This window comes from Pseudomonas sp. NPDC079086 (assembly GCF_044542155.1).
In the GTDB taxonomy this organism is placed as follows: domain Bacteria; phylum Pseudomonadota; class Gammaproteobacteria; order Pseudomonadales; family Pseudomonadaceae; genus Aquipseudomonas.
In genome coordinates this window covers 457,841-482,263 of record NZ_JBITTY010000002.1, presented here as the reverse complement: position 1 = coordinate 482,263, position 24,423 = coordinate 457,841, and the positions used below count along the sequence as shown (strand labels likewise).

The window sequence follows — 24,423 nt, the reverse complement described above, 5'->3', positions numbered from 1 at the left end:
GTGCCGCGCGCCGCCAAGGCACGATTTGCTAGTATCCAGCGCATCCGAGTTTACGCGCTGTGGCTTGCTAGAGCTGTTTCAGCGGTGTCGGCACTTTTCTCTGTTCTACGCGTCTTAGAGGCTGTATTGATGCATCGCGAACATTGACGGCGATGCGTTCTGATGCCGAGTCAATAGTCCGTCTATTTGCAGGAGTTACCTGATGAAACTGTGGATCGTGTTGCCCATGTTGCTGTTGGTGCTAAGCGGTTGTGCGGGGAAAACGGCTTATCGCAACAGCTGCGCCAATCAGCTGGACGCCGCCTGGCGCGAGCTGGACCTGGCCAAGGCTGAGGGGTTTGCCGGTACGGTGAGTTACTCCAAGGCACTGTCGCTGCTGACTGCGGCGAAAACCCAGCAGCAGTTCGAGGGCTACAAGGGCTGTACGGCGAAGTCCGAGCGTGCCCGGTTCTATATCCGTGAGTCGCGAGCAGGCCGCTGATGCAACTGGATTTCAATACACTCGAACCGCTCGAGCGCTACCGTTGGCTGGCGTCGACCATTACCCCACGACCGATTGCCTGGGTTTCCAGTCAGTCGGAAGCAGGTGTTAGTAACCTGGCGCCATTCAGCTTCTTTCAGGTGATCAGCGATGACCCACCGACCTTAATGGTCAACGTCAATCACCGCGCCGATGGCGGCCTGAAGGACACTCTGTTGAATGTACAGGCCAGTGGCGAACTGGTGATTCAGCTGGTGTCCTTTGCCCAGGCAGAGGCGATGAATGCCAGTGCTGCGGTGCTGCCTTATGGCATCAGCGAGTTTGAGCAGTACGGCATCGCCAGCCTGCCTTCGCAGCGGGTGTTGCCGCCTCGGGTCGCTGGCGCGGCGGTGGCCTTCGAATGCCGGGTGGCGCAGATTCAGGCCTATCCAGCAGACAAGCCCAACTGCCACCTGATTTTTGCCGAGGTGCTGTTGGCGCATATCGACGACGCAGTGCTGACTGAACAGGGTCGTATCGATGCGCACAAGCTCGATCTGGTCGGGCGCTTGGGCGGCATGGCCTATAGCCGCACCCGCGATACCTTCGAGATGCGCCGTCCTGGCTAATACGCCTGGCTGCCTGCAGCCAGGCTAGCCGGCGCGGTAATCGGTGCAAAAGCCGCATCACCATTTATAAAACTGCAGATTGTCTGCACAGTTTCGTGAGCAAAGGTAACTTTGCTCTTTGCCGACCCCGTGCGGCCCAGTAGCATCGAGCCATTAGCATAAGGAGTGAGCGATGCGCACGAAATTAGATGCCTGCCTGGACTCGGTCAATCAGGTGGTTCTGGGTAAGGAGCCGCAGGTTCGTCTGGCCATGACCTGCCTGCTGGCACGCGGTCATCTGCTGATTGAGGATTTGCCCGGCATGGGCAAAACCACCCTCAGTCATGCGCTGGCCAAAGTGCTGGGCCTGAGTTTCCAGCGGATCCAGTTCACCTCTGACCTCTTGCCGGGTGACATCCTCGGCACCTCGGTGTTCGACAAGGACACCGGGCAATTTATCTTCCATCCAGGGCCAATCTTCGCCGAGCTGGTGCTCGCCGATGAGATCAACCGCGCCACGCCGAAAAGCCAGAGTGCGCTGCTTGAAGCCATGGAGGAGGGCCAGGTGACCATCGAAGGCGCGACCCGGCCGCTGCCTGAACCCTTCTTTGTAATTGCCACGCAGAACCCGGTCAGTCAGGGCGGCACTTTCGCCTTGCCCGAGTCGCAACTGGATCGCTTTCTGATGCGTCTGTCGCTCGGCTATCCCGGCAAGGCGGCGGAAAAGGCCTTGCTGCTGGGCGACTCGCGACGCTCCGTGCTGCCCACGCTGCCAGCACTGCTGGATCACGCTGAGCTGGCCCTGCTGCAGGCCGAAGTACCGAAGGTGCGCGCCAGCGATGCACTGATCGACTATGTGCTGCGCCTGGTCGATGCAACGCGCACCCAACCACAGTTCGCCTGGGGCCTGTCACCACGGGCCAGCCTAGCCCTGCTGGCAGCGGGACGAGCCTGGGCTTTCCTCGCCGGGCGTGACTACGTGATTCCCGAGGACGTACAGGCCGTACTGCCTTCGGTGGTCGGTCATCGTCTGCGTGAGCGCGCCGATCCGGCTGGGCATGGCGCCGGCAGCCTGGTGCAGTGGTTGTTGCGTGAGGTGCCGGCGCTTTGATCGCCCAGCTCAGGCCGCGCTGGAACCGCTGGCTGGCGCGGCGCATTCCGGCTGCGGCCAGCGTGCGCCTGAACCAGCGGCGGATCTTTATCATCCCCAGCCGGGTCGGCGCGGCTTTTATGCTGGCGCTGCTGTTGATGCTACTGGCGGCGATCAACTACCAGAACAGCCTGGCCTATGGCCTGACCTTCCTGCTGGCCTCGGTATTTATCGTTGCGATTCTGCATACCTACCGCAACCTGGCTGGCTTGATCCTCAAGGCCGGCAGTGCGCCGGCAGTATTCGTCGGAGAGCCAGCTGGTTTTCGCGTGCGTCTGGAAAGCAGCCAGCGGGCGCATCAGGCTGTCAGCCTGGGCTGGCCTCCGGCTGATTTGCAGACCCAGGATGTGCCCGCGCAAGGTGTGAGCGAGTGTCAGTTAAACCTGCCGGCGCTGCAGCGCGGCTGGCTGCGGCCCGGTCGCCTGCGGGTTGAGAGCCGTTTCCCCCTGGGGATTCTGGTGGCCTGGAGCTGGGTCGATCTGGATCAGCAGGTGCTGGTCTACCCACGGCCTCTGCCGGGTGATCTGCCGTTGTCCGCTGGTGCCAGTGAGGATCAGGAGGAAGAGGGCAGTCGGCCCCATGGTCAGGGCGTGGATGATTATCAGGGGCTGAAGACCTACCAGCCAGGCGACTCCAAGCGACGTCTGCACTGGAAAGCCTATTCCCGTGGCCAAGGCCTGCTGGTCAAGGATTTCGCCTCAATCACTGGGCGTGATCTGTATCTGGATTTCGAGACATTGGCCGGCGATGTGGAGGCTCGCCTGTCGCTGCTCTGCCATTGGGTGTTGCAGCTGTCCGAGCGGCAGCAGCCGTTTGCCCTGAGCCTGCCGGGTCAGGTGCTGGGCGCCGACAGTGGCGAGCTGCACCGTGATGCCTGCCTGTGCGCCCTGGCGCTGTTCGGGCGTGCGCCATGAGTCGGGTTACCGCGATTCCGCGGATCAGCCTGACCTGGCTGCTGGTGGCGCAGGTACTGGTGATCATTCCTCATCTGACGCACTTACCGCTGTGGATTATCGGCCTGTGGCTGGGTAGCGCAGCCTGGCGCATCCAGATTTTCCGCATGCGCGCGCGTTACCCGAATGCCTGGGCCAAGGGCGGTCTGATGTTGGCCGCAGCGCTTGGGGTGTTTCTCTCCCGTGGCAGCCTGATTGGCCTGGATGCCGGAGTGGTGCTGCTGGTCGCCGCTTTTGTACTGAAGCTGCTGGAGATGCGCACGCGACGTGATGCACTGGTGCTGATCTTTCTCGGCTTCTTTGTAGTGGTTACCGCCTACCTGTTCGATGACAGCATGCTGATGGCCTTCTACAGCCTGTTACCGGTCACCGCCTTGCTCGCAGCCCTGATTGGCCTGCAGCAGAGCAGCCTGGCCGCGCAACCCTGGCCGACCGCACGCCTGGCCGGCGGGCTGCTGCTGCAGGCGTTGCCGGTGATGTTGCTGCTGTTTGTCTTTTTCCCGCGCATGGGCCCGCTGTGGTCGTTACCAGTGCCGAATGACAAGGCCACGACCGGGCTGTCGGACAGCATGGCCCCGGCGGATATCGCCGACCTTAGCCGTTCTGCAGCGCTGGCGTTTCGTGCCAGTTTCAACGGTGAAACACCGCCGCGCAGTGAGTTGTACTGGCGCGCGCTGACCCTGGATCGCTTCGATGGGCGGCGCTGGTCGCAATCCAATTACGCCGAGTTTGGCCCCGGCGCACAGTGGCAGAAGCGCGGCGAGGCGCTGAGTTACAGCATCGTTATGCAGCCGAGTTCACAGCGCTGGCTGTTTGCTCTGGATGTGGCGGAGACCACGTTGGAACAGACCCGGCAGATGAGCGATTTCCGTCTGCAGCGGCGACAGCCAGTGGACCGCTCGCTGATCTATCAGGCCACCTCCTGGCCGCAGGCGCTACGTGAGCCGCAACCGCCTCAGGAAACCTTGCGCCGCGCCTTGCAGTTGCCGGAACAAGGCGAGCCACGCAGCCGCGCCTGGGCTGAACAGCTCAAGCGTGAACATCGGCAGCCCGAACAGCTGGTGCAGGCGCTGCTTAGCCATTTCAACCGCGAGCCCTTTGCCTACACCCTGCGCCCGCCTGCGCTGGGGCAGAACAATGTCGATGATTTCCTGTTTGAAACCCGCAGCGGCTTCTGCGCGCATTACGCCGGGGCCATGACCTATGTGCTGCGCGCGGCGGGTATCCCGGCGCGGGTGGTGGCCGGTTATCAGGGCGGCGAATACAACCCGGCGGGTAACTATGTGCAGGTGCGCCAGTTTGATGCCCATGCCTGGGTTGAGTACTGGCAGGAGGGACGGGGTTGGGTCAGTGTCGATCCGACCTTCCAGGTGTCTCCCGAGCGGGTTGAAATGGGCCTGGAGGAGGCCCTGGCAGGTGAGCAGAGTTTTCTCGAAGATTCGCCCTTCTCCCCGCTGCGCTACCGCAACCTCAGTTGGCTGAATGAGCTGCGCCTGGCTTGGGACAATATCAACTACGGCTGGCAGCGCTGGGTGTTGGGATACCAGAGCCAGCAGCAACTGGAGTTTCTTCAGCGTTGGCTGGGGCGGGTGGATGCCCAGGAGCTGGTGATCGGTTTGGTCGGTGGCGGGGCGCTGCTGCTTGGTTTGCTATCACTCTGGTTGTTCAAACCCTGGCAGCGTGAACGCGATGTGCAGCAGCGGCTGTTTCGTCGTTTCGAGGGTTTGCTGGCTCGGCATGGTGTGCCACGCATGCCCGGCGAAGGACCGCGCGACTATGCCGCGCGGGCAGCCCAGCAGATGCCAGCCCAGGCGCAGGCGATTGGCAACTTTGCGGCCGCGTTCGAGGCGCAGCGGTATGCCGGGCAGGAACTTTCGCCCCTGCAGTTACGTCAGCATCTGAAGGCGCTCAGGCGGGCCTTGCCTTGGCGGCTGACTCGCCTGGAACCGTAGTGCCGCGACCATTGGCCACTTGTGGCTAATCAGTATGCGCATAAGCTGGGGAGCGATTTCACAGGAGTGAGGCGATGCAAGGCTTGATTGATGAGGTGCCGCGGCACGTACTGCGCGTACAGATGCGCTTGTTTGCCTGTCGTGAGCGGCTGCGGGTGACTACCGACGACGAGGCTTTGCACGATCTGCGCATCGCCTTGCGTCAATTGCGTAGTCTGCTGCGGCCGCTGTCCTCGGTTGCACTCTGTGAAGACTTGCAGCAGCGTGCGTCCGAGTTGGGTCGCTTGACCGGCCCGCTGCGCGATCTTGAGGTGCTGTTGGGCTATCTGCAGCAGCAAGGGCTCGACAGCGTCGCACAATCACGCCAGCCACTGTTACAGCAGGGATACCTGCAACTATTGGACAGTGCGCCGTTGGCAGATCTGCTGAGTGCGCTGGATGACTGGCCGCAGCAGTGGCGCCAGGCTGCTAACGGCGGTCAACTGCGCGGTCTGCCCAAGCTGATCAGGCAGCGCTTGCGCAAGGACCGCAAGCGCCTGGCCGAAGCACTGCTTGACCCCGCCCATGACCGCCACCGCCTGCGTTTGCTGGTTAAGCGTCTGCGTTATGCAGCCGAGGCCTATCCGCAGCTTGCCGACTTGCCTGGGCGCATGCGCATGCAGCTGAAACAGGCGCAGTCGGCGCTGGGCGATTGGCACGACCATTGGCAGTGGCTACTGCGCGCCGAAGCCGAGACGGATTTGCAGTCGTGCGTGCCAGCCTGGCGCACAGCGCTGCAGGCTGCCGAGCAGCAGGCCGATCTGGCCCTGCAGGCATTGACTGCAAGTTTTGCTCGCGCCAGCGGCTGAGTTGGCTGAAAGGTCGTTATCCCTTCGGCTTGTTTGGCCGAAATGTCGTGTCACCCCTAGTCGTCTTTGCCCTAAGATCTCCCGCATGTTCAGTGTTCGAGGTGGTTATGGGCTTTTCCGAGTTACTCCAGGCGGTGCGCGACAATCCACAGGCGGTAGTGATTCCCGCGCAATGGGGGCAGGGCCGTGCGAGTTTTGGTGGTTTGGTCGCCGCACTGGTTTACGAGGCTATGCGTGCTCAGGTGCCGAGCGGGCGCCCGCCGCGTTCCCTGGCGATCACCTTTGTCGGCCCTGCCGCGCCTGATGTTCCGGTGAGTTTTGAAGTAGAGGTGCTGCGCGAAGGCAAAGCTGTTAGCCAGGTGCTGGGCCGGGCAATACAGGATGGCCAAGTGGTGACTCTGGTACAGGGCAGCTTCGGCGCCGGGCGCGATTCGCGCATCGCCGTGCAGGCTGATCCGGCGCCGCAGGCCAAGGCGGTGGAGGATTGCCAGGAAATGCCTTATATCCCCAACGTAACCCCCGAATTTACCCGTTACCTGGCGATGCGCTGGGCGTTTGGTGGCATGCCTTTTACCAACAATCCGTCACGCGATATGGGTGGCTGGGTGCGCCTGCGTGATCAAGGCAGCGCCGAACCTGCCAATGAGGCTCACCTGCTGGCGCTGGTCGATGCCTGGCCACCTGCGGTGTTGCCGCATCTGAGCGCACCGGCGCCGGGCAGCTCACTGACCTGGACCATCGAATTCGTCCAGCCGATGAGCGAGCTGAGTACTCTGGACTGGTGCTTGTACCGCGCGCAGATCGAACATGCCCGTGATGGTTACGGCCATGTCGCAGCGGCGCTGTGGTCGCCAGCGGGTGAGTTGCTGGCGATCAGTCGGCAGACAGTTGCTGTGTTCGGTTAAGCACCTTGCGCCGGCTCTTATAGCTTGAGCTGGCGAATAGCCGTGTTCAGCTCACCAGCCAGACTGGCCAAGTCGGCACTGGTGACGGCCGATTGGCCAGTCTGGCCGACGGTCTGTTCGGTCACGTCGCGGATGCGAATCACCGCGCGGTTCATCTCTTCGGCCACCTGGCTCTGCTGCTGCGCCGCCACAGCGATCTGCGTATTGCTTTCACGCATATGCGCCACGGATTCGGTGATCGCCATCAGCGCCTGACCGGCTTCACCAGCCTGCTTGACGCATTCATCGGCCTTGATCGAGCTGTCCTGCATAAAGTCCACCGCATCGCGAGTGCCGCTTTGCAGGGTGTTGATCATCTGGGTAATAACGTCGGTGGAGTCCTGCACGCGTTTAGCCAGGTTGCGCACTTCATCGGCGACCACGGCAAAGCCGCGGCCCATTTCGCCAGCACGGGCGGCTTCAATCGCTGCGTTGAGCGCGAGCAGATTGGTCTGTTCGGCGATTCCGTGAATCTCACTGACCACGCCGCCGATTTTCTGGCTATCGACCGCAAGCTGTTCGATCATCTGCGCGGTCTGCTGCACGCCGCTGGACAGCCCCGAGATCGACAGGCTCACGCGGTTGACCGCCTGCTGGCCGCTGCGCGCCAGGTGCTCGGCGTTCTGTGACTGGTCGCGGGTGTCGGCCGTATGCTCGGCAATATGGTGCACAGTGGCGGACATCTCGTTGATCGCCGTGGCCGCCTGTTCGGTTTCACTTTGCTGTTCAAGCATGCCCTCGCGTACATCGCGCATATTACCGGCCAAGCGTTCGGCGCCTTCATCCAACTGCGCCGCCGACTGGGCGACGATGCCGACCACCCGTTGATAGCCAGCCTGCATGGCATTGAAGGCGCTAGCCATCTGGCCCACTTCATCTTTGCACTCCAGTGGCACTCGGGCCCTCAGATCGCCGCTCTTTTCCACTTGCAGCATCACGTCCTTGAGGGTGTTGAGGTGGCTTAGCAGAAAGCGAATCAGCAACTGTGAGGCCGCCAGCAAGAGCAGCATCAATAGCGCGACGACCACGGCATAACGTGGTGCACGGTCGAAAAAAACTTCGAGCAGACTCTGCGCCGAGGCGGTGATGGCCAGGCGCTGGCCGTCTTCGCGGACGATGACTTCGGCGCCGATCAGCCCCGCGCTGCCATTTAAATCGACCCAGCCGCGTGCGTTGGCCAGGGCGCTGCCCTGATTATCCGGCAGGCGTGGCGTCTGCCCGCTGGCAAAGCTCAGCAGGTTGCCGGCTTTCGGCAAGGCCTGTTCCTGTGGCCATTGGCTTAATAAGCGTGCCTGCTGCTGCGCGGCCTGTTTGGCAGAGTCCTGCTGCACCTGCTGTTCTAGGTGCAGCGCATAGAGCACCAATAGCAGCGTGGTAAAGAAGGCCACGGCATTTACGGCCCAGAATTTGTACTTCAGGGAAAGGTCGCTGATCCAATGGCCCATGCAGGTGTCTCTGTGTGAGGTGACGGCTTGGCAAAGTGCCAGTAGTGTCGCCCAGCCTCACAGTGGATCTATTGATCCTTATCAACAAGCCTGCCGGCTCCGTACTTTTGGCCGCTAGCTGGCAGCGTCCTTGAATGCGGGCAGGTTGAAGAAGGCCTGAGCCGCAGCACTGGTATGGGCTGCCAGTACCTGCTCGGTTTCACCGCGGTGCAGCGCTACTTCACGCAGCACCTCAACGAGAAAGGCCGGCTCGTTACGGCCGTTCTTCGGTTTCGGCCGCAGGCTGCGCGGCAGCAGAAAGGGTGCGTCGCTTTCCAGCATAAGGCGGCCACGGGGGATTTCCTTGACCAGTGGGTGCAGATGGCTGCCGCGGCGTTCGTCGCAGATCCAGCCAGTGATGCCGATATGCAGGTCCATATCCAAGTAGTTGAACAGTGCGCGCTTTTCCCCGGTAAAGCAGTGCACTACAGCCGCCGGCAGCTGGTCGCGGAAGTGCCGCAGGATCGCCAGCAGGCGTTCGTCAGCATCGCGTTCATGCAGAAACACCGGCAATTGCAGTTCCACCGCCAGGGCCAACTGCTGCTCCAGCACCTGCTCCTGTTGCGGCCGGGGTGAGAAGTCGCGGTTGAAGTCCAGTCCACATTCGCCCACCGCGCGCACTCTGGGATCGGCCAGCAGCGCCTTGAGTTGCGCATGGCTGTCGCTGTTCCAGCTGCTGGCGTCGTGGGGGTGAATGCCGGCCGTGCTGAACAAATGCTCGGCGCTGTCATCCAACTGCCGGCACAGCTCCAGGGCGTGCTCACTTTCCGCCAGGCTGGTGCCGGTCAGCAGCATTTGCTGGATGCCCGCAGCATAAGCGCGAGCAAGGAGTGCTTCGCGTTGTTCGGCAAAGCTTGGGTGAGTCAGATTGACGCCGATGTCGATGAGTTGCATGGTGCTACCTGCTGAATTGATTGAGCAGCATAACAGAGCTTTTTTAATAGATTAAAAGCTAACAAATACAGTTAGTTAAAGCCTATACATGATGTTGTGTGTGATTGCTGGCTGGCATCCAAGGGCGGGCTGTGCGAACCTCCGCGCCCCGCGCGAGGGGTCAGTTGTCCTGTACGCAGCCTATTTAGACGAGCCGCTGCACTGATCTATCGGTCGATTCTGCCCTGGGGCCTTGATGTTGCGAGTGCTGCTCACCTGCTGCCTATTGCTGCTGTCCTGCACAGCGGCGGCGCGCGTGGCTGGCCCATTGGAAGTCGAGCAACCCAAGGCCGCCCGTGACCTGGCGAGCATTCGTAGCAGCGGTGAATTGCGCGTGCTGGTCAACCAGAGCCGCAACAGTTCGGGTGAGGTCAAAGGCCAGAGCATTGGCGTCGAATACCAGCGCATGCGCGCCTTCGAGCAGTACCTTAATCGCAACGCGCGCGATGGCCGAACGCTCAAACTGAAAATCATCCCGCGCGCCAAAGATCAGCTGCTGGCCGCCTTGCAGCGTGGCGAGGGTGATCTGGTCGCCCCCGGTGAGCTGCTGAATATGCCGCGCGGCAGCAAACTCAGCGCCAGCGCGGCTATCCGCAGCAATGTGCCGCTGATCATTGTCGCCAAGCAGGGTAACCGCCGTTACCAGAACCTCGAACAGCTCTCCGGGCGCAGTCTGGCCTTGTCTGCGGGCAGCGTGGCGGGGGAAGCTGTGCGGGCAGTCAACCAGCGCCTGATCGACAGCAAACGTTCGCCGATTATCGTCGAGTGGGTCGACCCGAGCCTGGCGGTCGAGGATGTGCTGGAAATGGTTCAGGCCGGCATCTTCAGCGTCACGGCGGTCGAGCAACCGATTGCTGAGCGCTGGGCCAAGGTGATGCCCAAACTGCGCCTGGATCGTCACCTGCAGTTGGCCAGCGGCGGTGCTATGCGCTGGTATGTACGGCGCGACACGCCAATGCTCGGCGCCAGTATCGACCGCTTTCTCAAGGGTTACCGTGACCCGGCGGATCAGGATGTAGCGTTCCAACGCGTCTACCGGCGTTTGTACAAGGTGCATTACCCGCTGGGCCGCACTGAGCGTCAGCGCCTGGAAAAGGTCCGTCCGGTATTGCAGCGCTATGCCAGTCAGCATGATTTCGACTGGTTGGCGTTGGCTGCCGTCGCCTTCAAGGAGTCCACCCTAAACCCTGCTGCGCGCGGGGCGGGTGGCGCCACCGGGCTGATGCAGATCACTCCGGCGGCTGCACGCAGCGTCGGCGTGAGCAATATCGCTGTGCTGGATAACAATGTGCAGGCCAGCGCCAAGTACCTGGCGATGATTCGCCGCAACTACTTCAACAGTCCGCAGCTCAATGAGCGCGAGCGCATGGCCTTTATCCTGGCCGGCTACAACATGGGTCCGCAACGGGTGCAAAGCCTGCGTGCGGAAGCGCGCAGGCGCGGCCTGAACCCCAATCAGTGGTTCTTTCAGGTTGAGCGGGTGGCGATGGAGCAGATGGGCATGGGCGTGGTCAGCTATGTAAATAGCGTGAATAAGTACTACCTTGCCTATGACCGCGAGCGCTATCTGCTGGAGCCGTAGCGAGTCAGTTGGATAGGATGATTAATTTAATTATTCGATTGAAATTAGCGGATTTATCGGCTTTAAGTATTGGCTAATTGGTTTAATCTTCACTCCATCAACTCCCCACTACAAGGACTGCTGCACATGAACGCTCTGATCAAATCTGTTGTTGCTACTCAAGCAGGCTACGGCCTTACCGTGCTGCGCATCATCGCCGGCATCACCTTTGCCGCCCACGGCTCGCAGAAGTTGTTTGGCTGGTTTGGTGGTTACGGCTTGGAAGGTGTAGGCCAGTGGATGGAAAGCATCGGTCTGGCGCCGGGTTACCTGCTGGCTCTGATGGCCGGTAGCGCCGAGTTCTTTGGTGGCATTGCCTTGATCATCGGTCTGCTGGCGCGCCCAGCTGCAGCAGTACTTGCGGTGACCATGGTGGTGGCGATTGCCACTGTGCACTTGGCCAATGGCTTCTTTATGAGCAACAACGGTTATGAGTTTGCCCTGGCCTTGCTGGCTATCAGTGCCGCGATTCTGATTGAAGGTGCTGGCAAGCTTTCGTTGGACAAGCGCATCGCCGGTTAAGCGTCAAACGACTCGGCAGCAGCCTGCAAAAAGCCCACTTCGGTGGGCTTTTTGCGTTTCAGGGGGTTGGCTTGTTCTGTGCTGCCAGCTGTTCGGCTGCTTCCAGGCGCAGTTGTTCGCGTTCGTCGAAGTTCTCCGCTGCCAGCTGAGCAATGGCTGAGCGTTTGTCGCTGGCGCTCATGCCTGGGTTGTTTTCGATGGCTGCTTTGGCGGTGCTGTATAGAGCGATGCGCTTTTTCCAGGTTTGTCGCTGCTGGTCGAGCACTTCAAGGCGCTGGGTGGCTTCGGCACCGACCAGTTGCTGGCGCAGCTGGCGGATCTGTTCCGGTTTGGCGCCGGCGGCCTGCAACTGCGCAGTTTGCTGGCGCAGCTCGTTCTGCAATTGTGGCAGCACGGTGTCCTGCATCTCTGCTGGCAGGCTGTTGCGCAATTGGTCGACGGCGGCGGCTTTGCCGGCATCGTCCAGTTGGCTGTTATGCAGAATCGCCAAGCGCTGTAGGGTGAACTGGTTGTAGGCCTCTTCGCGAGCGAAGAACGCCTGCTGGGTTTGGGCATCAAAAATCCGGGCGCGCAGTGCCAGCACGGCGGCCTCACGCTGACGCAAGGCATCTAGATTAGCCATCTGCGGCAGGTCGCGCTCGAGCAGCACCAGTTCGCGTTTGTAGTCGAGATACTGGTTGAGCAGGGCTAGGGCCTGTTCGCGGGCGCTAGCCGGCAGTTGCGCGACGATGTAGGCGCGCAGCCGCTCGACGCTGGTCCGCAGCGGCTCTTCACCCGCTGCGGCAAGGAAATAATCGAAGATCCGCCGGATGTCTTCGCTGATCAGCAGGTTGCCATCGGCATCCAGGCGAAAAACGCCATCCACTGTGGTGCCGCCAAATGAGGCGGGCAGCGTTTTTAATGGCGATACCTTAGTTTGAGCCCTGTTCTGGGCTTGTGTGGCAGGTGGCGTGTCAGTGCGTTGTATGGGTTGTTGCGTCTCGCCGCTGAGCTGTGTGGGAATATCCACGGGTTGCAGGTACAGCGCGAGAGCCAGGCAGACGGCGAACAAAAGCGGGGACAGCAGCAGAAATTTTTTCACAGGCACTCTTCAGGCGGGTTCGGCAAGGCGGGCAGAAACACCAAGGGCTGCAGGGCAACCCTTGGTGAAGCTGTTACAGGCCGTCGTTTTTCAGGCGGTTGGCATGCTGGCGGTAGACCGTGACCGGGTCGGTCTCGAACAGGCTGGTCAGCCCCAGGGTCTGGTTGACCTCGTCGAGGTGGTTCATCCGATAGTTATCGCGGATCACTTTGCCCATGCGCGAGCTGCAGCGGCCAACCAGGCCATCGTTGGCTTCGCCTTTGAAGGTCAGCGCGGTGGCGCCCAGTAGCAGGTCGCTCGGATCGATGATATTGGTCACCGGGCTGGTGCCACTCCAGGAGTAGTAGCGCACGCCATTCACGCTGTAGGCGCCTTCGCCGCAGGCGGTGGTCGGAATGCCCTGCGGGAACTTGGCGTTGAAGCGTGCCGCGCCCTGGCTGTTGAGTGATTCGAGTGAGCCCAGCGCATTCTGTGGGCTGCTGCTGGAGCTGCCGGAGAGAAAGTTGATCAGCGTGCCGAGGCCGTTGACGATGCCGGCGAGTAAGGTTTCCCCGGCCGAGCCAGGCGGTACCTGGCGGATAAAATCGGCCGTGGCTGAGCCTTTGTGTGGTGCGCCGACGCTGGTGGCCGAGGCGATCAGGTTGGGGCTGACAGCGGCGACATAGCGAATGGTCGGGCCGCCATGGCTATGGCCGATCAGGTTGACCTTGGGCTTGCCGCTGATGGCGATAATGTCTTCCACCTGGGCCAGCAGTTCTTCGCCGCGGGCTTCCGAGGTATTCAGCTGGCTGACTTCGGTGATGTACACACTGGCGCCGTCGCGACGCAGCGCGGCAGGAATGCCGTACCAGTAGTCGACCCCGAGGATGCTATCGAAACCAAGCATGCCGTGGGCCAACACAACCGGGTATTTGGTTTGGGTGTAGCCAGAAGAGCCGAACCAGAAGGCATGAGTGTTGCCGGAGGCCAGCAAGCCGGCGCCCAGGCAGAGGGCGAGCAGAGTTTTATTGTTGTTCATTGGTGCTCTCGCAAGGGGTTATCGGGCAGTTCAAGGCAATCCATGCAGCCAAAACGCCCATCCCGTGGCGTGTACATCAGCTCTAGGGTATTGGCAGAAACCATGCCAGTAACCGTAAACAGCCGTGTAGCCCTCTGCTGCGGGCGCTACATCGACGTTAAGCGCAACCTGGCGTTGGCGCACTGCCGTGGGTTTGTTACGGGGTGAAACGGCTTGGGCCTGGATTCAGGCCCCAGATGGCGAAGCAGCGGCCTGCGTACAGGCGGCAAAGAGCCAAGCGGTTAGGTCGATTAGCGGTGCCACCAATCAAAGGTTGGGGTGTTGGACGTGGCCTTAGCAGCGCGCCTTGACAGTGCTGCGCGGGCTTCTCTAGGATGCCCACCCATGCGCCGATTTAAACAGCTACTTGCGGGGCGCCGGGTTACATGCTGATTGCAGCGCCCTAAGAAGCACTCTTCGGAGACTTCGAAATTCCGCTAAAGCGCTGGTTCGGTGTCGCCTCTCACCGCTGCCCAGCGGACTTAATGAGGCGGAGACATATCGATGCACTGTCCCCAACCGCTTATTCGCCTGGCCCCGATTACTTCCGGGCTGACCTTGCGCAATCCGAAAATTCTCCTTGGCGGCAGCCACCAGCCGACCCTGCTGCGTTATCTCGATGGTTGGCCAAAGCGTTGGCCGGGGCCGCGGGCCTTTCTAATCAACTTTGTCCACGACGGCGAATCCCTGGCGCGATTTGCCAGCAATCACTTCGATATGGCGGTGATCCAGGCGCCAACTGCCGCGCAGCTGGATGAAACCGTGCGCCAGTTGACGCGCGTGGCCAAGCAAGGGCTGATCACCCGACGTTAAGCGAATAGCGCAATAGCTTGGTCAAGGCCACGGCCTATCCGCTAGGCTCACACGATATTGTCAGGGAGTTGGCTATGTTTGAATCCGCCGAGATCGGCCGCAATATCGATAAAGAAACCTTCGACGCCGAAGCCCCCGCGCTGCGTGAGGCGCTGCTGGACGCGCAGTACGAGTTGCAGCAGCAAGGGCGTTTTGCCGTGCTTATCCTGATCAACGGCATTGAGGGGGCAGGCAAAGGTGAGACGGTCAAGCTGCTCAACGAATGGATGGATGCGCGGCTGATTCAGGTCAACACCTTCGACCAGCAGACCGATGAGGAGTTGGCCCGTCCACCGGCCTGGCGTTACTGGCGACAACTGCCACCTAAGGGGCGTATTGGGGTTTTCTTCGGTAACTGGTACAGCCAGATGCTGCAGGGGCGGGTGCATGGGCGGATCAAAAATGCCGTGCTCGACCAGGCTATCGATACCACCTTGGGAATGGAACGCATGCTCTGCGATGAGGGCACGCTGATCTTCAAGTTCTGGTTCCATCTCTCCAAACAACATATGAAGGCGCGGCTGAAGGCGCTTAAGGATGACCCGCTGCACAGCTGGCGGATCAGCCCACTGGACTGGCAGCAGTCAAAAACCTACGACAAGTTCGTGCGTGTCGGTGAGCGTATCTTGCGGCGCACCAGCCGTGATTACGCGCCTTGGTATGTGGTTGAGGGGGTTGATGAGTATTACCGCAGCCTCACCGTCGGACGCATTCTCCTCGACGGTCTGCAAGCGGCGCTAAAGGCGAAAAGCCGACCGCTGCCACACCCCCATGCTGCACCGTTGACGTCCAGTTTGGGCGAGCACGGGCTGCTCGATAGCTTGGACATGAGCCAGTCCTTGGACAAGGACACGTACTCCGAGCAACTGATCAGTGAGCAGGCGCGACTCTCTAGCTTGATGCGTGACAAACGTATGCGTCGGCATTCGCTGCTCGCGGTGTTCGAGGGGAACGATGCGGCCGGTAAGGGCGGGGCGATTCGCCGAGTGATTGCTGCGCTCGACCCGCGTCAATACCGCATCGTACCTGTCGCCGCGCCGACTGAAGAAGAGCGCGCGCAGCCCTATTTATGGCGCTTTTGGCGGCATGTTCCAGCGCGGGGAAAGTTCACTGTATTTGACCGCTCCTGGTATGGCCGCGTGTTGGTGGAGCGGGTCGAAGGTTTTTGTGCACCAGGCGACTGGTTACGTGCTTATGGTGAGATCAATGACTTCGAAGAGCAGCTCAGCGAAGCCGGCGTGGTGCTGGTGAAGTTCTGGCTGTCGATTGATCAGCAGACCCAGTTGGAGCGCTTCCAGGCCCGTGAACAGATTCCCTTTAAACGCTTCAAGATTACCGAAGAAGACTGGCGCAACCGCGACAAGTGGCCGTTGTACCGCGATGCGGTGGGCGATATGGTCGACCGGACCAGCACGGAAATCGCACCTTGGACGCTGGTTGAGGCCAATGACAAACGCTTTGCTCGCATCAAGGTGTTGCGCACTATCAATGAGGCGCTTGAGGCTGCATTCGACAAGCACTGAGTGGCCAGTTCCATGAGCTACAGGATGGTCGCGCATACGGCTGATGAATGATCATCGTCGAGTGAGATTGTCCGGCTTTATTCTCATTGCCAATTCAACCCAAGAACAATGAGGTGCGGCATGCGTGAAGTGGTGATCGTTGACAGCGTACGGACTGGCTTGGCCAAGTCCTTCCGTGGCAAGTTCAATCTGACCCGTCCAGACGATATGGCGGCTCATTGCGTCAATGCATTGCTGGCGCGTACCGGCATCGACCCGGCGCTGGTGGATGATTGCATTGTCGGTGCCGGCTCCAATGAAGGCGCCCAGGGCATGAACATCGGCCGCAACGTCGCAGTGTTGTCTGGCCTGGGCACCAACGTGGCCGGCATGACCCTCAACCGTTTCTGCTCGTCAGGCCTGCAGGCCATCGCGATTGCTGCCAACCAGGTGGCGTCGGGTTGCAGCGATGTGATCGTGGCCGGTGGTGTCGAGTCGATCACCATGACCCTGAAGAGCATGAACACGCAGAACCTGTTCAACCCGGTGCTGCAAAAAGATGTGCCGGGTATCTATTACCCCATGGGCCAGACCGCCGAGATCGTCGCCCGTCGTTACAACGTCAGCCGCGAGGCGCAGGACGCCTATGCTCTCCAGAGCCAGCAGCGCACCGCACGGGCTCAGGCGGACGGTTTGTTCGACGATGAAATCGTGCCGATGAACGTCAAGTACCAGGTCGAAGACAAGGCGACGGGTGAAAAGACCATCGTTGACGGCATCGTCGCACATGACGACTGCAATCGTGCCGACACCACCCTGGAAAGCCTAGCGGCGCTCAAGCCGGTGTTTGCTGAGGACGGTTCGGTAACCGCAGGCAATGCCTCGCAGCTCTCCGACGGCGCCTCGATGACTCTGGTGATGAGCCTGGAAAAAGCCATTGAACTGGGCCTCAAGCCGCTGGCGTTCTTCCGTGGCTTTGTTGCTGCCGGTTGTGAGCCGGACGAGATGGGCATTGGCCCGGTATTTTCGGTGCCCAAGCTGCTCAAGGCCAAGGGGCTGAGCATTGCCGATATCGACTTGTGGGAACTTAACGAGGCGTTTGCTTCGCAGTGCCTGTATGCGCGCGATCGTCTGGAAATCGATAACGCTAAGTACAACGTCAATGGCGGCTCGATCTCCATCGGCCACCCGTTTGGCATGACCGGTTCGCGTCAGGTCGGCCATCTGGTGCGCGAGCTGCAGCGTCGCAACCTGCGTTACGGCATCGTCACCATGTGTGTGGGCGGCGGCATGGGCGCAACTGGGCTGTTTGAAGCGGTGCGCTGATTAGCGTCGCCAGAAATACCAGACAATAAAAAACCGCGATTACTCGCGGTTTTTTATTGTCTTGAGTTGGGCACTTCAGAACGCACGGCTTTCGATGATCTCGTTTGCCTGAATCATCCTGCGGATATAGAAGGCAATCTCGCGTTCGGCATCCGTTCGGTTGAAGTAGGGGCCTTCCAACGTGCCCTCGCGGGTGGAGAAGAAGAATTGGCCGTTGACCGCACTTACGCGCTCGCTGCGGTAGTGGGTACCGGGGTTATGGTCGATGTTGCGTTGGCCGAACATAAATGAACCTCCCGCAAAATGAGCTGTTGAGGTCAGTCTAAACGGCGTTTTTCTGGCTGCAGAACTTAACGACAAATGGTCGTTTTCGCCGAAATTCGGCATGCTTTACGCCTTTATTATATTTTTTGACGCCAGAACGCTGGCTTAATACTGTGCGGCCATCAGTACAGTTGCGGTGAATAGCGGCGCTTGGCTGTGGCTGTGCCGGTGTACGGTGGCGCTCTAGAATGCTCGGCTATCGCTTCAACCTGCATCGGGCAAAGGTTGCGGTACTGGTTGCGAGGCGTCTATGCACATTTCTTCCGGTCGCTGGCTCTACGGTCTTTTTCTCGCGCTGCTGACCGCTGTGTTGTGGGGTGTGCTGCCGATCAAACTCAAGGAAGTGCTGCAGGTGATGGACCCGGTTACGGTGACCTGGTTTCGCCTGCTGGTTTCCGGCTCCATCCTGCTGGCCTACCTAGCTGCCAGCAAACGTCTGCCGGCGTTCCGCCCGCTGGGCAAGAAGGGCGCCAGTCTCCTGCTGTTGGCGATAGCCGGGTTGACCGCCAACTATGTGCTGTATCTGGTTGGCCTCAATTTGCTCAGCCCCGGCACGACCCAGCTGGTGATTCAGGTGGCGCCGATTCTGCTGTTGATCAGCAGCATTTTTATTTTCCGCGAGCGCTTCAGTCTCGGCCAGGGGTTGGGTCTACTGGTGCTGCTGATCGGCTTTACCTTGTTCTTCAATCAACGACTGGATGAGCTGCTGACTTCGCTGACGGCCTACACCACTGGGGTGTTGATCGTGTTGTTGGCGGCGTTTGTCTGGGCGTTCTATGGCCTGGCGCAGAAGCAGCTGCTGACGGTATGGAACTCGCTGCAGGTGATGATGGTGATCTACCTGGCGTGCGCTGTGTTGTTGACGCCTTGGGCACAGCCACTGCAGGCGCTGGCATTGAGCCCGCTGCAGGGCTGGCTGCTGTTTGCTTGCTGTCTGAATACGTTGGTGGCCTATGGCGCGTTTGCCGAGGCGTTGGCGCATTGGGAGGCTTCGCGAGTCAGCGCTGCCTTGGCGGTTACACCGCTGGTGACTTTTAGCGCTGTGGCACTGGCGGCCAGTTGGTGGCCCGACCATGTGCAACCGGAGCAGATCAACTGGTTGGCCTATGGTGGGGCGGTGCTGGTGGTCATGGGGTCTGCGCTGACTGCGCTGGGGCCTTCATTGCTGTCCGGCTGGCGCGCCCGCAAGGCGCGCTTGGCTGCACTGGCGTAAGGCTTAGGCACGCACGCCCAGAGCTTCAGCGCGGCGTAACCAACTCTGACGTTGTTCTTCGCTGGAGGGGCGTACGGGGGCGAATTCGGCCAGGCGTCGAGTTTTAATGCCGCTGAAGCCGAGGATGGTACGGGTCATTTGCCGATGTCCGGGGGCGCCGTAGATCCAGCGGAAGTACCAGGGCGGGGTGTCCATGGTCACCAGCAGATCGGCAGTGCGTCCAGTCAGCAGCTTGTCCCAGAGCTGCGAGCGGTTGCGGTACTTAAAGGCGAAGCCCGGCAGAAACGTGCGGTCGAAAAAGCCTTTGAGCAATGCAGGAATGCCGCCCCACCAAACCGGGTAGACGAATACCAAGTGTTCGGCCCAGTGAATCTGCCGCTGTGCTTCCAGCAGATCAGGCTCCAGCTGCTGGCTGTGTTCATAGCCGTCACGCAGCACCGGGTCATAGCTCATCTCCCCCAGCTTCAATTGACGCACCACGTGGCCTTTGCTGCGTGCACCCTGGGCATAGGCTTCGCCCAAGGCATGACAGAAACTGCTGTTTTTCGGTGTGCCAAGAATCATCAGGATGCGTTTGCCGTCACCTTCCAGTGGCGTTGCGCCGCTCTTTGCCGCTTCACTCATGTTGACCCGCCTCCAGCATATTTTCAGGACGCACCCAGGCGTCGAATTGTTCATTGCTCAGGTAGCCCAGTTGCAGCGCTGCTTGACGCAGCGTGGTGCCACCCTGATAGGCCTGTTTGGCGATCTGCGCGGCCTTGTCGTAGCCGATATGCGGGTTCAGTGCGGTTACCAGCATCAGGCCGCGTTCCAGGTGTTCAGCCATCTTCGTCGCATCGGGTTGCAGGCCAGCGACGCAGTACTGCTGGAAGTTATGGCAGCCATCGGCGAGCAATCGCACCGATTGCAGCAGGTTATGAATGATCACCGGCTTGAACACGTTGAGCTGCAGATGCCCCTGACTCGCAGCAAAGGCAATTGTGGTGTCGTTACCCAGCACCTGACAGGCCAGCATCGACAGCGCCTCGCATTGGGTTGGGTTGACCTTGCCTGGCATGATCGAGCTGCCAGGCTCATTGGCCGGCAAACGCACCTCGGCAAAACCTGCGCGGGGGCCGGAACCCAACAAACGCAGGTCGTTGGCAAGCTTCATTAGGGCCACAGCGAGGGTTTTCAAGGCGCCCGATAAGGCTACCAGCGGTTCGTGGCCGGACAGGGCGGCAAACTTGTTTGGCGCGCTGACCAGCTGCAAGCCACTCAGTGCGGCCAGTTCAGCGGCCATGGCGTCGGCGAAGCCCTGTGGTGAATTCAGACCGGTGCCTACGGCCGTACCGCCCTGGGCCAATTCGCAGACGGCGGGTAGCGCGGCCTGGATTGCCCGCTCGGCGTAACCCAGCTGCGCGACAAAGGCCGAGAGTTCTTGGCCGAAGGTCATCGGTGTGGCGTCCATCATGTGCGTGCGCCCTGTCTTGAGCAGGTGCGCATGGCGCTCGGCCTGCTCCTGCAAACCGTCACGCAGCTCGCGTACGGCGGGCAGCAGATGCTGTTGCACGGCCTGCACGGCGGCGATATGCATGGCGGTGGGGAAGCTGTCGTTGGAGCTTTGCGCGCGATTGACATGATCGTTGGGGTGCACCGGTGTCTTGCCGCCACGACCGTTGCCAGCCAGCTCATTGGCGCGCCCGGCGATTACTTCGTTGACGTTCATGTTGCTCTGCGTGCCGCTGCCGGTCTGCCACACCACCAGGGGGAACTGCTCATCATGTTGGCCGTCCAGCACCTCATTGGCGGCTTGCTCGATCAGCCGGGCCAGGTCGGCCGGTAATTCGCCAATGCGCTGGTTGACCCGCGCGGCAGCCTTCTTGATCAGCGCCAGCGCATGCACCACCGGCAAGGGCATGCGTTCCTGGCCGATGGCGAAATTGATCAATGAGCGCTGGGTCTGCGCGCCCCAGTACGCCTCATCAGGTACTTCAATCGGGCCCAGGCTGTCGGTTTCAGTGCGGCTCATGGCGGCTCTCCTGATAGTTGCGCGTGCAGCAAACGAGTTGCCCGGCTGGCTATTGCCAGCCTGGGCGTATCTCAGCTTAGGTCGCTATGCATCAGTAGAGGTTCAACAACGAAGGTCATTTACCAGCGGGCGCGGGTCTCACCGAGCCAGCCGAGGGCGTTGTTGACCGGTACGCGTTCGCCTTCCGGGCCGCGTAACACACCTTCGAAATGCCCGAACCACTGCTGCGTATCTGCATAGAACGGCCCCAGCCGACGGTAGGCCTGGTGGCGCTGGCGTGGGGTGAAGGTCAGCTGCACAGCATCATCCGGGCTGCGCAGTTGCCACGGCGCCAGCGGGTTGTGCGGCGCCTGGGTAATGGCAATGGGCGTATCCACGTGCTGCAGTTCGCCACCAAACCACAATGTGTTCTCCGACAGGCCGCTGTGGTCCGTCCAGCCTGCGCCGAAGTTGCCGGCGATGCCACCCGGCGCAGCAAAGGCAGCGCGGGTCCAGTGGCTATTGAGTGGCCAGACGCCACGGCCAAAATCCAGCGAGGCAAAGCTTTGTCCGGCCACACAGCTGTAATGCTTCTTGCCCAGCTGCACGCTGCCGCTGCAGGGCAGGCCCAGTTGTCGGCTGGTAGCGTGAAAGCTATGCGGGCCGAGTGGGGCGACCAGGTTGACGGAGTCGAGGTGGGCAGGGCGCTGAATATCTAGGGCAACCTGCAGTGCCTGGCCGCCGATATCGGGTGCATTGATAGTGATGCGCGTGCGTCCGGTGTGTTCTGCCACCCTTAGTTGCAGGCGAGGGTGGTTGAATTCGTGACTGGCCTGCGGTTGATCTGGTAGGTCACAGCCGCGACCGAACAGGCGGTACTGGCTGTAGGCGACGGCTTGGCCGCTTTGCAGATCAAGGAAGTAGGCGGCGGCGTACCCGAGGTAATCGAGGTCGGCTTGGGTAAACGAGAGCATCCACTGCGGGGTGGTGATGCACCAATGGTTCCAGCGTTTGCGCCGGCCGAAGTGCCCTGGTATTGCGCAGTCAACCATGGGCCTGGGTGACCAGCCGATGGCTTGTGGGTTAAGCAGGCCGTGGCTGTCGCAAAGCGCGATGGCGGCTAGAGGCTCTGGGTGAGTGAAACTGTTCATCGACACGTCCATGTGTGTGCTGGTGCCTCGCCTTGTGGGCATCGGCACGCTGAAGCAGAAGATGGCTTATTTGATCGAGCATGCACAGGCATTGGCCTGCTCGGCAAGTGCTGGCATTTTGGCCTTTAAGCACGCAGTGCGCCAGTGCACAGTTGTAGCGTGAGTTGATCGACGCTCTGCTTACTTGAGTGTGACCCGCGCTTGGGCACAAAATGCCGGCAATTGAGTCCAACTGCACTCATTCCCTTCCTCAGGAGTAGTACATGTCACGTTTACCTGCCTTTTGCGCTGCCCTATTACTGACGTGCGGTAGTGCTCAGGTGCTCGCTGATGCCAAGAGCCACGCGGCCGACGCCGAGCGTTTCCTGCTGCTGGCTCGCGCCGACAAGCTGGCTGTACCGGTGTATGCCCAGGTGCAGCAGATGTTTGCCCAGCGTTTTGCTGAAAGCAATGCGCCGCAGAGCGAGAAGGCTGTGCTGGAAACCTATCAGGCCCAGGCCAATGCAGCACTTGAACAGGCTGTGGGTTGGGACAAGCTCAAGCCGGATATGGTCAAGCTCTACACCAGCAACTTCGACGAGCAGGAAATGAAAGACCTGATCCGTTTCTACGAGTCGCCGCTGGGTAAGAAAGTCCTGGAAAAAATGCCGACACTGACCGCGCAGTCCGCGCAACTGACTCAGGGCAAGCTGGAAGCAGCCGTGCCCAAGGTCAACCAGCTGTTGGCAGAAATGACCACCAAACTGACTCCAAAGAAGCCCTGAGTGACAGTCCCTATGCCGAAGATCGATTTGTTGCAGGCCGCTCTGGCGAGTCTGCAACCCCAGCACCTCGATGTGCTGGATGAAAGCCATATGCACAGCCGTGGCCTGGAAACCCACTACAAGGCAGTGATCGTCAGCGAGCAGTTCGCTGGCCTGAATGCGGTCAAACGCCACCAAAAGGCCTATGCCGCCGTAGGTGAGCTGATGGGTCAGATCCATGCGCTGGCGCTGCATACCTACACCCCGGAAGAGTGGTCGCAGCAGGGCGTGGCTCCAGCTTCGCCGACCTGCAAGGGCGGCCACTGAGAACCTGCTTACGATCTCGCGAGCTAGAGACCAGCAAGGCGCTACGTCAGTAACAGCCACCGGCTGGTCAAAGCAGGCGAGGAGGCGGACTGGGCTCGCACGCGAGTGTACGAGTTGTACATGAGCATCCGAGACGTCGTGTCCCGGCCTGCTTTTAACGCAGCAGGGCCGACGCGCAGCAGATCGTAAGCAGGTTCTGAGGCAATTCGCCTCTACACGGCGCTTCTCAAGGGCAGTAAACTGCGCATCTCGCCGGCCTCGCGCCGGCGGTTTTGTTTGTGGCCCGCCATCCATGGCGGCCACCCCTGTGGGGCCGTCGCGGAGCGACGTCAAAAATTGCTCCAGACAATTTCTTGTGGTCCGCCAGCAAATTAATTCGCTGCTGGCCATTTTTATATCCCAGTCCGCCCTTTACGTGGGCGACTACTGAAGGACATGCACATGACTGAGAAGATCGTTGTCGCCGCGCTGTATAAGTTCGTTTCCCTGCCGGATTTCCATGAGCTGCGCGAACCTCTGCTGCAAGCCATGCTGGATAACGGCATCAAAGGCACGTTGTTGATTGCTGAAGAGGGCATCAACGGCACCGTGTCTGGCAGCCGCGCTGGGGTCGACGGGCTACTCGCTTGGTTTGGCCTGGATCCGCGTCTGGCCGATATCGACCACAAGGAATCCTACTGCGACGAGCAGCCGTTCTATCGCACCAAGGTCAAGCTGAAGAAGGAAATCGTCACCCTGGGCGTACCCGGCGTTGATCCGAATCAGAAGGTCGGCACCTACGTTGAACCCAAGGATTGGAATGCGTTGATCAGTGATCCGGAAGTGCTGCTGATTGATACGCGCAACGATTACGAAGTGTCGATTGGCACCTTTGAAGGCGCGGTAGACCCGAAAACCAAGTCGTTCCGCGAGTTTCCCGATTACATCAAAGCGCACTTCGACCCGGCCAAGCACAAAAAAGTCGCAATGTTCTGCACCGGCGGTATCCGCTGCGAGAAGGCCTCCAGCTATATGCTCGGTGAAGGATTTGAGGAGGTGTTCCACCTTAAGGGCGGCATCCTCAAGTACCTCGAAGAAGTGCCGCAGGAACAGACTAAATGGCAGGGCGACTGCTTTGTATTCGATAACCGGGTTACCGTGCGCCATGACCTCAGCGAGGGTGACTACGACCAGTGTCACGCCTGCCGCACGCCGGTGTCGGTGGAAGATCGTCAGTCCGAACTCTATACCCCAGGTGTCAGTTGCCCGCATTGCTGGGATTCGCTGCCGGAGAAAACCCGTGCCGGCGCCCGTGAGCGCCAGCGTCAGATAGAACTGGCGAAAGAACGCAATCAGCCGCACCCGCTGGGCTACAACCCCCGACAGAACCGCGAGGCTTAAGC

At 60.5% G+C, this 24,423-nt stretch carries 25 protein-coding genes and 1 pseudogene; 17 read left to right on the top strand and 9 right to left on the bottom strand.

From position 1 onward, the window contains the following. Positions 1 to 202: 202 nt before the first annotated feature. The 7 genes from ACIGEK_RS11770 to ACIGEK_RS11740 all read left to right on the top strand — a co-directional run bounded on the left by ACIGEK_RS11770 (position 203) and on the right by ACIGEK_RS11740 (position 6,876). Complete coding sequence (locus tag ACIGEK_RS11770; RefSeq protein ID WP_090386246.1) at positions 203 to 481, top strand: hypothetical protein; 279 nt, start codon at positions 203 to 205, stop codon at positions 479 to 481. After that, entirely contained in the window at positions 481 to 1,089 is a 609-nt protein-coding gene (locus ACIGEK_RS11765) for a flavin reductase family protein (protein WP_397493490.1), read from the top strand. The genes ACIGEK_RS11770 and ACIGEK_RS11765 overlap by 1 nt, the downstream gene beginning before the upstream one ends. A 172-nt stretch (positions 1,090 to 1,261) precedes the next feature. Then, positions 1,262 to 2,179 carry an AAA family ATPase gene (locus tag ACIGEK_RS11760; protein ID WP_397493489.1) on the top strand — a complete coding sequence of 306 codons (918 nt, stop codon included), beginning with the start codon at positions 1,262 to 1,264 and terminating at the stop codon, positions 2,177 to 2,179. Next, positions 2,176 to 3,132 carry a DUF58 domain-containing protein gene (locus ACIGEK_RS11755; RefSeq protein ID WP_397493488.1) on the top strand — a complete coding sequence of 319 codons (957 nt, stop codon included), beginning with the start codon at positions 2,176 to 2,178 and terminating at the stop codon, positions 3,130 to 3,132. Before ACIGEK_RS11760 ends, ACIGEK_RS11755 begins: the two co-directional genes overlap by 4 nt. Next, positions 3,129 to 5,123: a DUF3488 and DUF4129 domain-containing transglutaminase family protein gene (locus ACIGEK_RS11750; RefSeq protein ID WP_397493487.1), complete on the top strand. Its 1,995-nt coding sequence runs from the start codon at positions 3,129 to 3,131 to the stop codon at positions 5,121 to 5,123. The genes ACIGEK_RS11755 and ACIGEK_RS11750 overlap by 4 nt, the downstream gene beginning before the upstream one ends. 74 nt (positions 5,124 to 5,197) lie before the next feature. Further along, positions 5,198 to 5,971 carry a CHAD domain-containing protein gene (locus ACIGEK_RS11745; RefSeq protein ID WP_397493486.1) on the top strand — a complete coding sequence of 258 codons (774 nt, stop codon included), beginning with the start codon at positions 5,198 to 5,200 and terminating at the stop codon, positions 5,969 to 5,971. 107 nt (positions 5,972 to 6,078) lie between these two features. After that, complete coding sequence (locus ACIGEK_RS11740; protein WP_397494007.1) at positions 6,079 to 6,876, top strand: acyl-CoA thioesterase; 798 nt, start codon at positions 6,079 to 6,081, stop codon at positions 6,874 to 6,876. A gap of 17 nt (positions 6,877 to 6,893) precedes the next feature. On the opposite strand, the gene ACIGEK_RS11735 is transcribed toward ACIGEK_RS11740, so the two are convergent. The 3 genes and pseudogenes from ACIGEK_RS11735 to ACIGEK_RS11725 all read right to left on the bottom strand — a co-directional run bounded on the left by ACIGEK_RS11735 (position 6,894) and on the right by ACIGEK_RS11725 (position 9,293). Further along, positions 6,894 to 7,649, bottom strand: coding sequence for a methyl-accepting chemotaxis protein (locus ACIGEK_RS11735; protein ID WP_397494006.1), 756 nt, complete (start codon positions 7,647 to 7,649; stop codon positions 6,894 to 6,896). Between the two features lie 114 nt (positions 7,650 to 7,763). Continuing rightward, positions 7,764 to 7,925 (bottom strand): annotated as a pseudogene (locus ACIGEK_RS11730) (HAMP domain-containing protein); the annotation flags it as partial. A gap of 549 nt (positions 7,926 to 8,474) precedes the next feature. Continuing rightward, entirely contained in the window at positions 8,475 to 9,293 is an 819-nt protein-coding gene (locus ACIGEK_RS11725; RefSeq protein WP_397493485.1) for a TatD family hydrolase, read from the bottom strand. A gap of 235 nt (positions 9,294 to 9,528) precedes the next feature. Between ACIGEK_RS11725 and ACIGEK_RS11720 the strand changes: the two genes are divergently transcribed. Further along, a complete protein-coding gene (locus tag ACIGEK_RS11720; RefSeq protein ID WP_397493484.1) occupies positions 9,529 to 10,914 on the top strand; it encodes a transglycosylase SLT domain-containing protein in 1,386 nt (461 codons plus the stop codon). 126 nt (positions 10,915 to 11,040) lie between these two features. Beyond that, complete coding sequence (locus ACIGEK_RS11715; RefSeq protein ID WP_397493483.1) at positions 11,041 to 11,475, top strand: DoxX family protein; 435 nt, start codon at positions 11,041 to 11,043, stop codon at positions 11,473 to 11,475. A 58-nt stretch (positions 11,476 to 11,533) separates the two neighbouring features. Here ACIGEK_RS11715 and ACIGEK_RS11710 read toward each other — a convergent pair whose 3' ends face one another. Beyond that, complete coding sequence (locus ACIGEK_RS11710; RefSeq protein ID WP_397493482.1) at positions 11,534 to 12,556, bottom strand: lipase secretion chaperone; 1,023 nt, start codon at positions 12,554 to 12,556, stop codon at positions 11,534 to 11,536. A 73-nt stretch (positions 12,557 to 12,629) separates the two neighbouring features. Further along, positions 12,630 to 13,574, bottom strand: a complete 945-nt coding sequence (locus tag ACIGEK_RS11705; RefSeq protein ID WP_397493481.1) for a triacylglycerol lipase — start codon at positions 13,572 to 13,574, stop codon at positions 12,630 to 12,632. A gap of 543 nt (positions 13,575 to 14,117) precedes the next feature. On the opposite strand from ACIGEK_RS11705, the gene ACIGEK_RS11700 reads away from it, so the two are divergent. The 3 genes from ACIGEK_RS11700 (at position 14,118) to ACIGEK_RS11690 (ending at position 17,293) form a co-directional block, all read left to right on the top strand. Continuing rightward, entirely contained in the window at positions 14,118 to 14,426 is a 309-nt protein-coding gene (locus ACIGEK_RS11700) for a class I SAM-dependent methyltransferase (RefSeq protein WP_397493480.1), read from the top strand. 74 nt (positions 14,427 to 14,500) lie between these two features. After that, positions 14,501 to 15,988 (top strand): polyphosphate:AMP phosphotransferase, encoded by a 1,488-nt coding sequence (gene pap / locus ACIGEK_RS11695; protein WP_397493479.1) that lies wholly within the window; start codon positions 14,501 to 14,503, stop codon positions 15,986 to 15,988. 120 nt (positions 15,989 to 16,108) lie between these two features. After that, the gene (locus ACIGEK_RS11690; RefSeq protein ID WP_397493478.1) at positions 16,109 to 17,293 is read left to right on the top strand and encodes a thiolase family protein; all 1,185 of its coding nucleotides are present in this window, start codon (positions 16,109 to 16,111) and stop codon (positions 17,291 to 17,293) included. Positions 17,294 to 17,368: 75 nt separating this feature from the next. On the opposite strand, the gene ACIGEK_RS11685 is transcribed toward ACIGEK_RS11690, so the two are convergent. After that, a complete protein-coding gene (locus tag ACIGEK_RS11685) occupies positions 17,369 to 17,578 on the bottom strand; it encodes a DUF6316 family protein (protein ID WP_275962846.1) in 210 nt (69 codons plus the stop codon). 289 nt (positions 17,579 to 17,867) lie between these two features. Here ACIGEK_RS11685 and ACIGEK_RS11680 point away from each other — a divergent pair, with 289 nt between their 5' ends. Continuing rightward, complete coding sequence (locus ACIGEK_RS11680; protein ID WP_397493477.1) at positions 17,868 to 18,830, top strand: DMT family transporter; 963 nt, start codon at positions 17,868 to 17,870, stop codon at positions 18,828 to 18,830. Between the two features lie 3 nt (positions 18,831 to 18,833). Here ACIGEK_RS11680 and ACIGEK_RS11675 read toward each other — a convergent pair whose 3' ends face one another. The 3 genes from ACIGEK_RS11675 to ACIGEK_RS11665 form a co-directional block, all read right to left on the bottom strand. Further along, positions 18,834 to 19,454 (bottom strand): NAD(P)H-dependent oxidoreductase, encoded by a 621-nt coding sequence (locus tag ACIGEK_RS11675; RefSeq protein ID WP_397493476.1) that lies wholly within the window; start codon positions 19,452 to 19,454, stop codon positions 18,834 to 18,836. After that, the gene (locus ACIGEK_RS11670) at positions 19,447 to 20,841 is read right to left on the bottom strand and encodes a class II fumarate hydratase (protein ID WP_397493475.1); all 1,395 of its coding nucleotides are present in this window, start codon (positions 20,839 to 20,841) and stop codon (positions 19,447 to 19,449) included. Before ACIGEK_RS11670 ends, ACIGEK_RS11675 begins: the two co-directional genes overlap by 8 nt. A 119-nt stretch (positions 20,842 to 20,960) precedes the next feature. Next, complete coding sequence (locus tag ACIGEK_RS11665; protein WP_397493474.1) at positions 20,961 to 21,971, bottom strand: DUF2804 domain-containing protein; 1,011 nt, start codon at positions 21,969 to 21,971, stop codon at positions 20,961 to 20,963. Between ACIGEK_RS11665 and ACIGEK_RS11660 the strand changes: the two genes are divergently transcribed. From ACIGEK_RS11660 to ACIGEK_RS11645, 4 genes are all read left to right on the top strand, one after another. After that, positions 21,958 to 22,134 (top strand): hypothetical protein, encoded by a 177-nt coding sequence (locus ACIGEK_RS11660; protein ID WP_397493473.1) that lies wholly within the window; start codon positions 21,958 to 21,960, stop codon positions 22,132 to 22,134. The genes ACIGEK_RS11665 and ACIGEK_RS11660 overlap by 14 nt on opposite strands. 100 nt (positions 22,135 to 22,234) lie before the next feature. Then, positions 22,235 to 22,735, top strand: a complete 501-nt coding sequence (locus ACIGEK_RS11655; protein ID WP_397493472.1) for a DUF2059 domain-containing protein — start codon at positions 22,235 to 22,237, stop codon at positions 22,733 to 22,735. A 12-nt stretch (positions 22,736 to 22,747) separates the two neighbouring features. Then, entirely contained in the window at positions 22,748 to 23,041 is a 294-nt protein-coding gene (locus ACIGEK_RS11650) for a BolA family protein (RefSeq protein ID WP_397493471.1), read from the top strand. Between the two features lie 441 nt (positions 23,042 to 23,482). Beyond that, positions 23,483 to 24,421, top strand: coding sequence for a rhodanese-related sulfurtransferase (locus tag ACIGEK_RS11645; RefSeq protein ID WP_397493470.1), 939 nt, complete (start codon positions 23,483 to 23,485; stop codon positions 24,419 to 24,421). Positions 24,422 to 24,423 lie beyond the last annotated feature (2 nt).

What these genes read in the sequence shown, in the direction of transcription:
- ACIGEK_RS11750 (WP_397493487.1), top strand. Translation starts at nt 3,129, where the DNA reads ATGAGTCGGGTTACCGCGATTCCGCGGATCAGCCTGACCTGGCTGCTG.
- ACIGEK_RS11745 (WP_397493486.1), top strand. Translation starts at nt 5,198, where the DNA reads ATGCAAGGCTTGATTGATGAGGTGCCGCGGCACGTACTGCGCGTACAG.
- ACIGEK_RS11765 (WP_397493490.1), top strand. Translation starts at nt 481, where the DNA reads ATGCAACTGGATTTCAATACACTCGAACCGCTCGAGCGCTACCGTTGG.
- ACIGEK_RS11770 (WP_090386246.1), top strand. Translation starts at nt 203, where the DNA reads ATGAAACTGTGGATCGTGTTGCCCATGTTGCTGTTGGTGCTAAGCGGT.
- ACIGEK_RS11760 (WP_397493489.1), top strand. Translation starts at nt 1,262, where the DNA reads ATGCGCACGAAATTAGATGCCTGCCTGGACTCGGTCAATCAGGTGGTT.
- ACIGEK_RS11680 (WP_397493477.1), top strand. Translation starts at nt 17,868, where the DNA reads ATGCACATTTCTTCCGGTCGCTGGCTCTACGGTCTTTTTCTCGCGCTG.
- ACIGEK_RS11715 (WP_397493483.1), top strand. Translation starts at nt 11,041, where the DNA reads ATGAACGCTCTGATCAAATCTGTTGTTGCTACTCAAGCAGGCTACGGC.
- ACIGEK_RS11720 (WP_397493484.1), top strand. Translation starts at nt 9,529, where the DNA reads ATGTTGCGAGTGCTGCTCACCTGCTGCCTATTGCTGCTGTCCTGCACA.
- ACIGEK_RS11740 (WP_397494007.1), top strand. Translation starts at nt 6,079, where the DNA reads ATGGGCTTTTCCGAGTTACTCCAGGCGGTGCGCGACAATCCACAGGCG.
- ACIGEK_RS11645 (WP_397493470.1), top strand. Translation starts at nt 23,483, where the DNA reads ATGACTGAGAAGATCGTTGTCGCCGCGCTGTATAAGTTCGTTTCCCTG.
- ACIGEK_RS11665 (WP_397493474.1), bottom strand. Translation starts at nt 21,971, where the DNA reads ATGAACAGTTTCACTCACCCAGAGCCTCTAGCCGCCATCGCGCTTTGC.
- ACIGEK_RS11700 (WP_397493480.1), top strand. Translation starts at nt 14,118, where the DNA reads ATGCACTGTCCCCAACCGCTTATTCGCCTGGCCCCGATTACTTCCGGG.
- ACIGEK_RS11690 (WP_397493478.1), top strand. Translation starts at nt 16,109, where the DNA reads ATGCGTGAAGTGGTGATCGTTGACAGCGTACGGACTGGCTTGGCCAAG.
- ACIGEK_RS11670 (WP_397493475.1), bottom strand. Translation starts at nt 20,841, where the DNA reads ATGAGCCGCACTGAAACCGACAGCCTGGGCCCGATTGAAGTACCTGAT.
- ACIGEK_RS11650 (WP_397493471.1), top strand. Translation starts at nt 22,748, where the DNA reads ATGCCGAAGATCGATTTGTTGCAGGCCGCTCTGGCGAGTCTGCAACCC.
- ACIGEK_RS11675 (WP_397493476.1), bottom strand. Translation starts at nt 19,454, where the DNA reads ATGAGTGAAGCGGCAAAGAGCGGCGCAACGCCACTGGAAGGTGACGGC.
- ACIGEK_RS11735 (WP_397494006.1), bottom strand. Translation starts at nt 7,649, where the DNA reads ATGCTTGAACAGCAAAGTGAAACCGAACAGGCGGCCACGGCGATCAAC.
- ACIGEK_RS11685 (WP_275962846.1), bottom strand. Translation starts at nt 17,578, where the DNA reads ATGTTCGGCCAACGCAACATCGACCATAACCCCGGTACCCACTACCGC.
- ACIGEK_RS11655 (WP_397493472.1), top strand. Translation starts at nt 22,235, where the DNA reads ATGTCACGTTTACCTGCCTTTTGCGCTGCCCTATTACTGACGTGCGGT.
- ACIGEK_RS11725 (WP_397493485.1), bottom strand. Translation starts at nt 9,293, where the DNA reads ATGCAACTCATCGACATCGGCGTCAATCTGACTCACCCAAGCTTTGCC.
- pap (WP_397493479.1), top strand. Translation starts at nt 14,501, where the DNA reads ATGTTTGAATCCGCCGAGATCGGCCGCAATATCGATAAAGAAACCTTC.
- ACIGEK_RS11705 (WP_397493481.1), bottom strand. Translation starts at nt 13,574, where the DNA reads ATGAACAACAATAAAACTCTGCTCGCCCTCTGCCTGGGCGCCGGCTTG.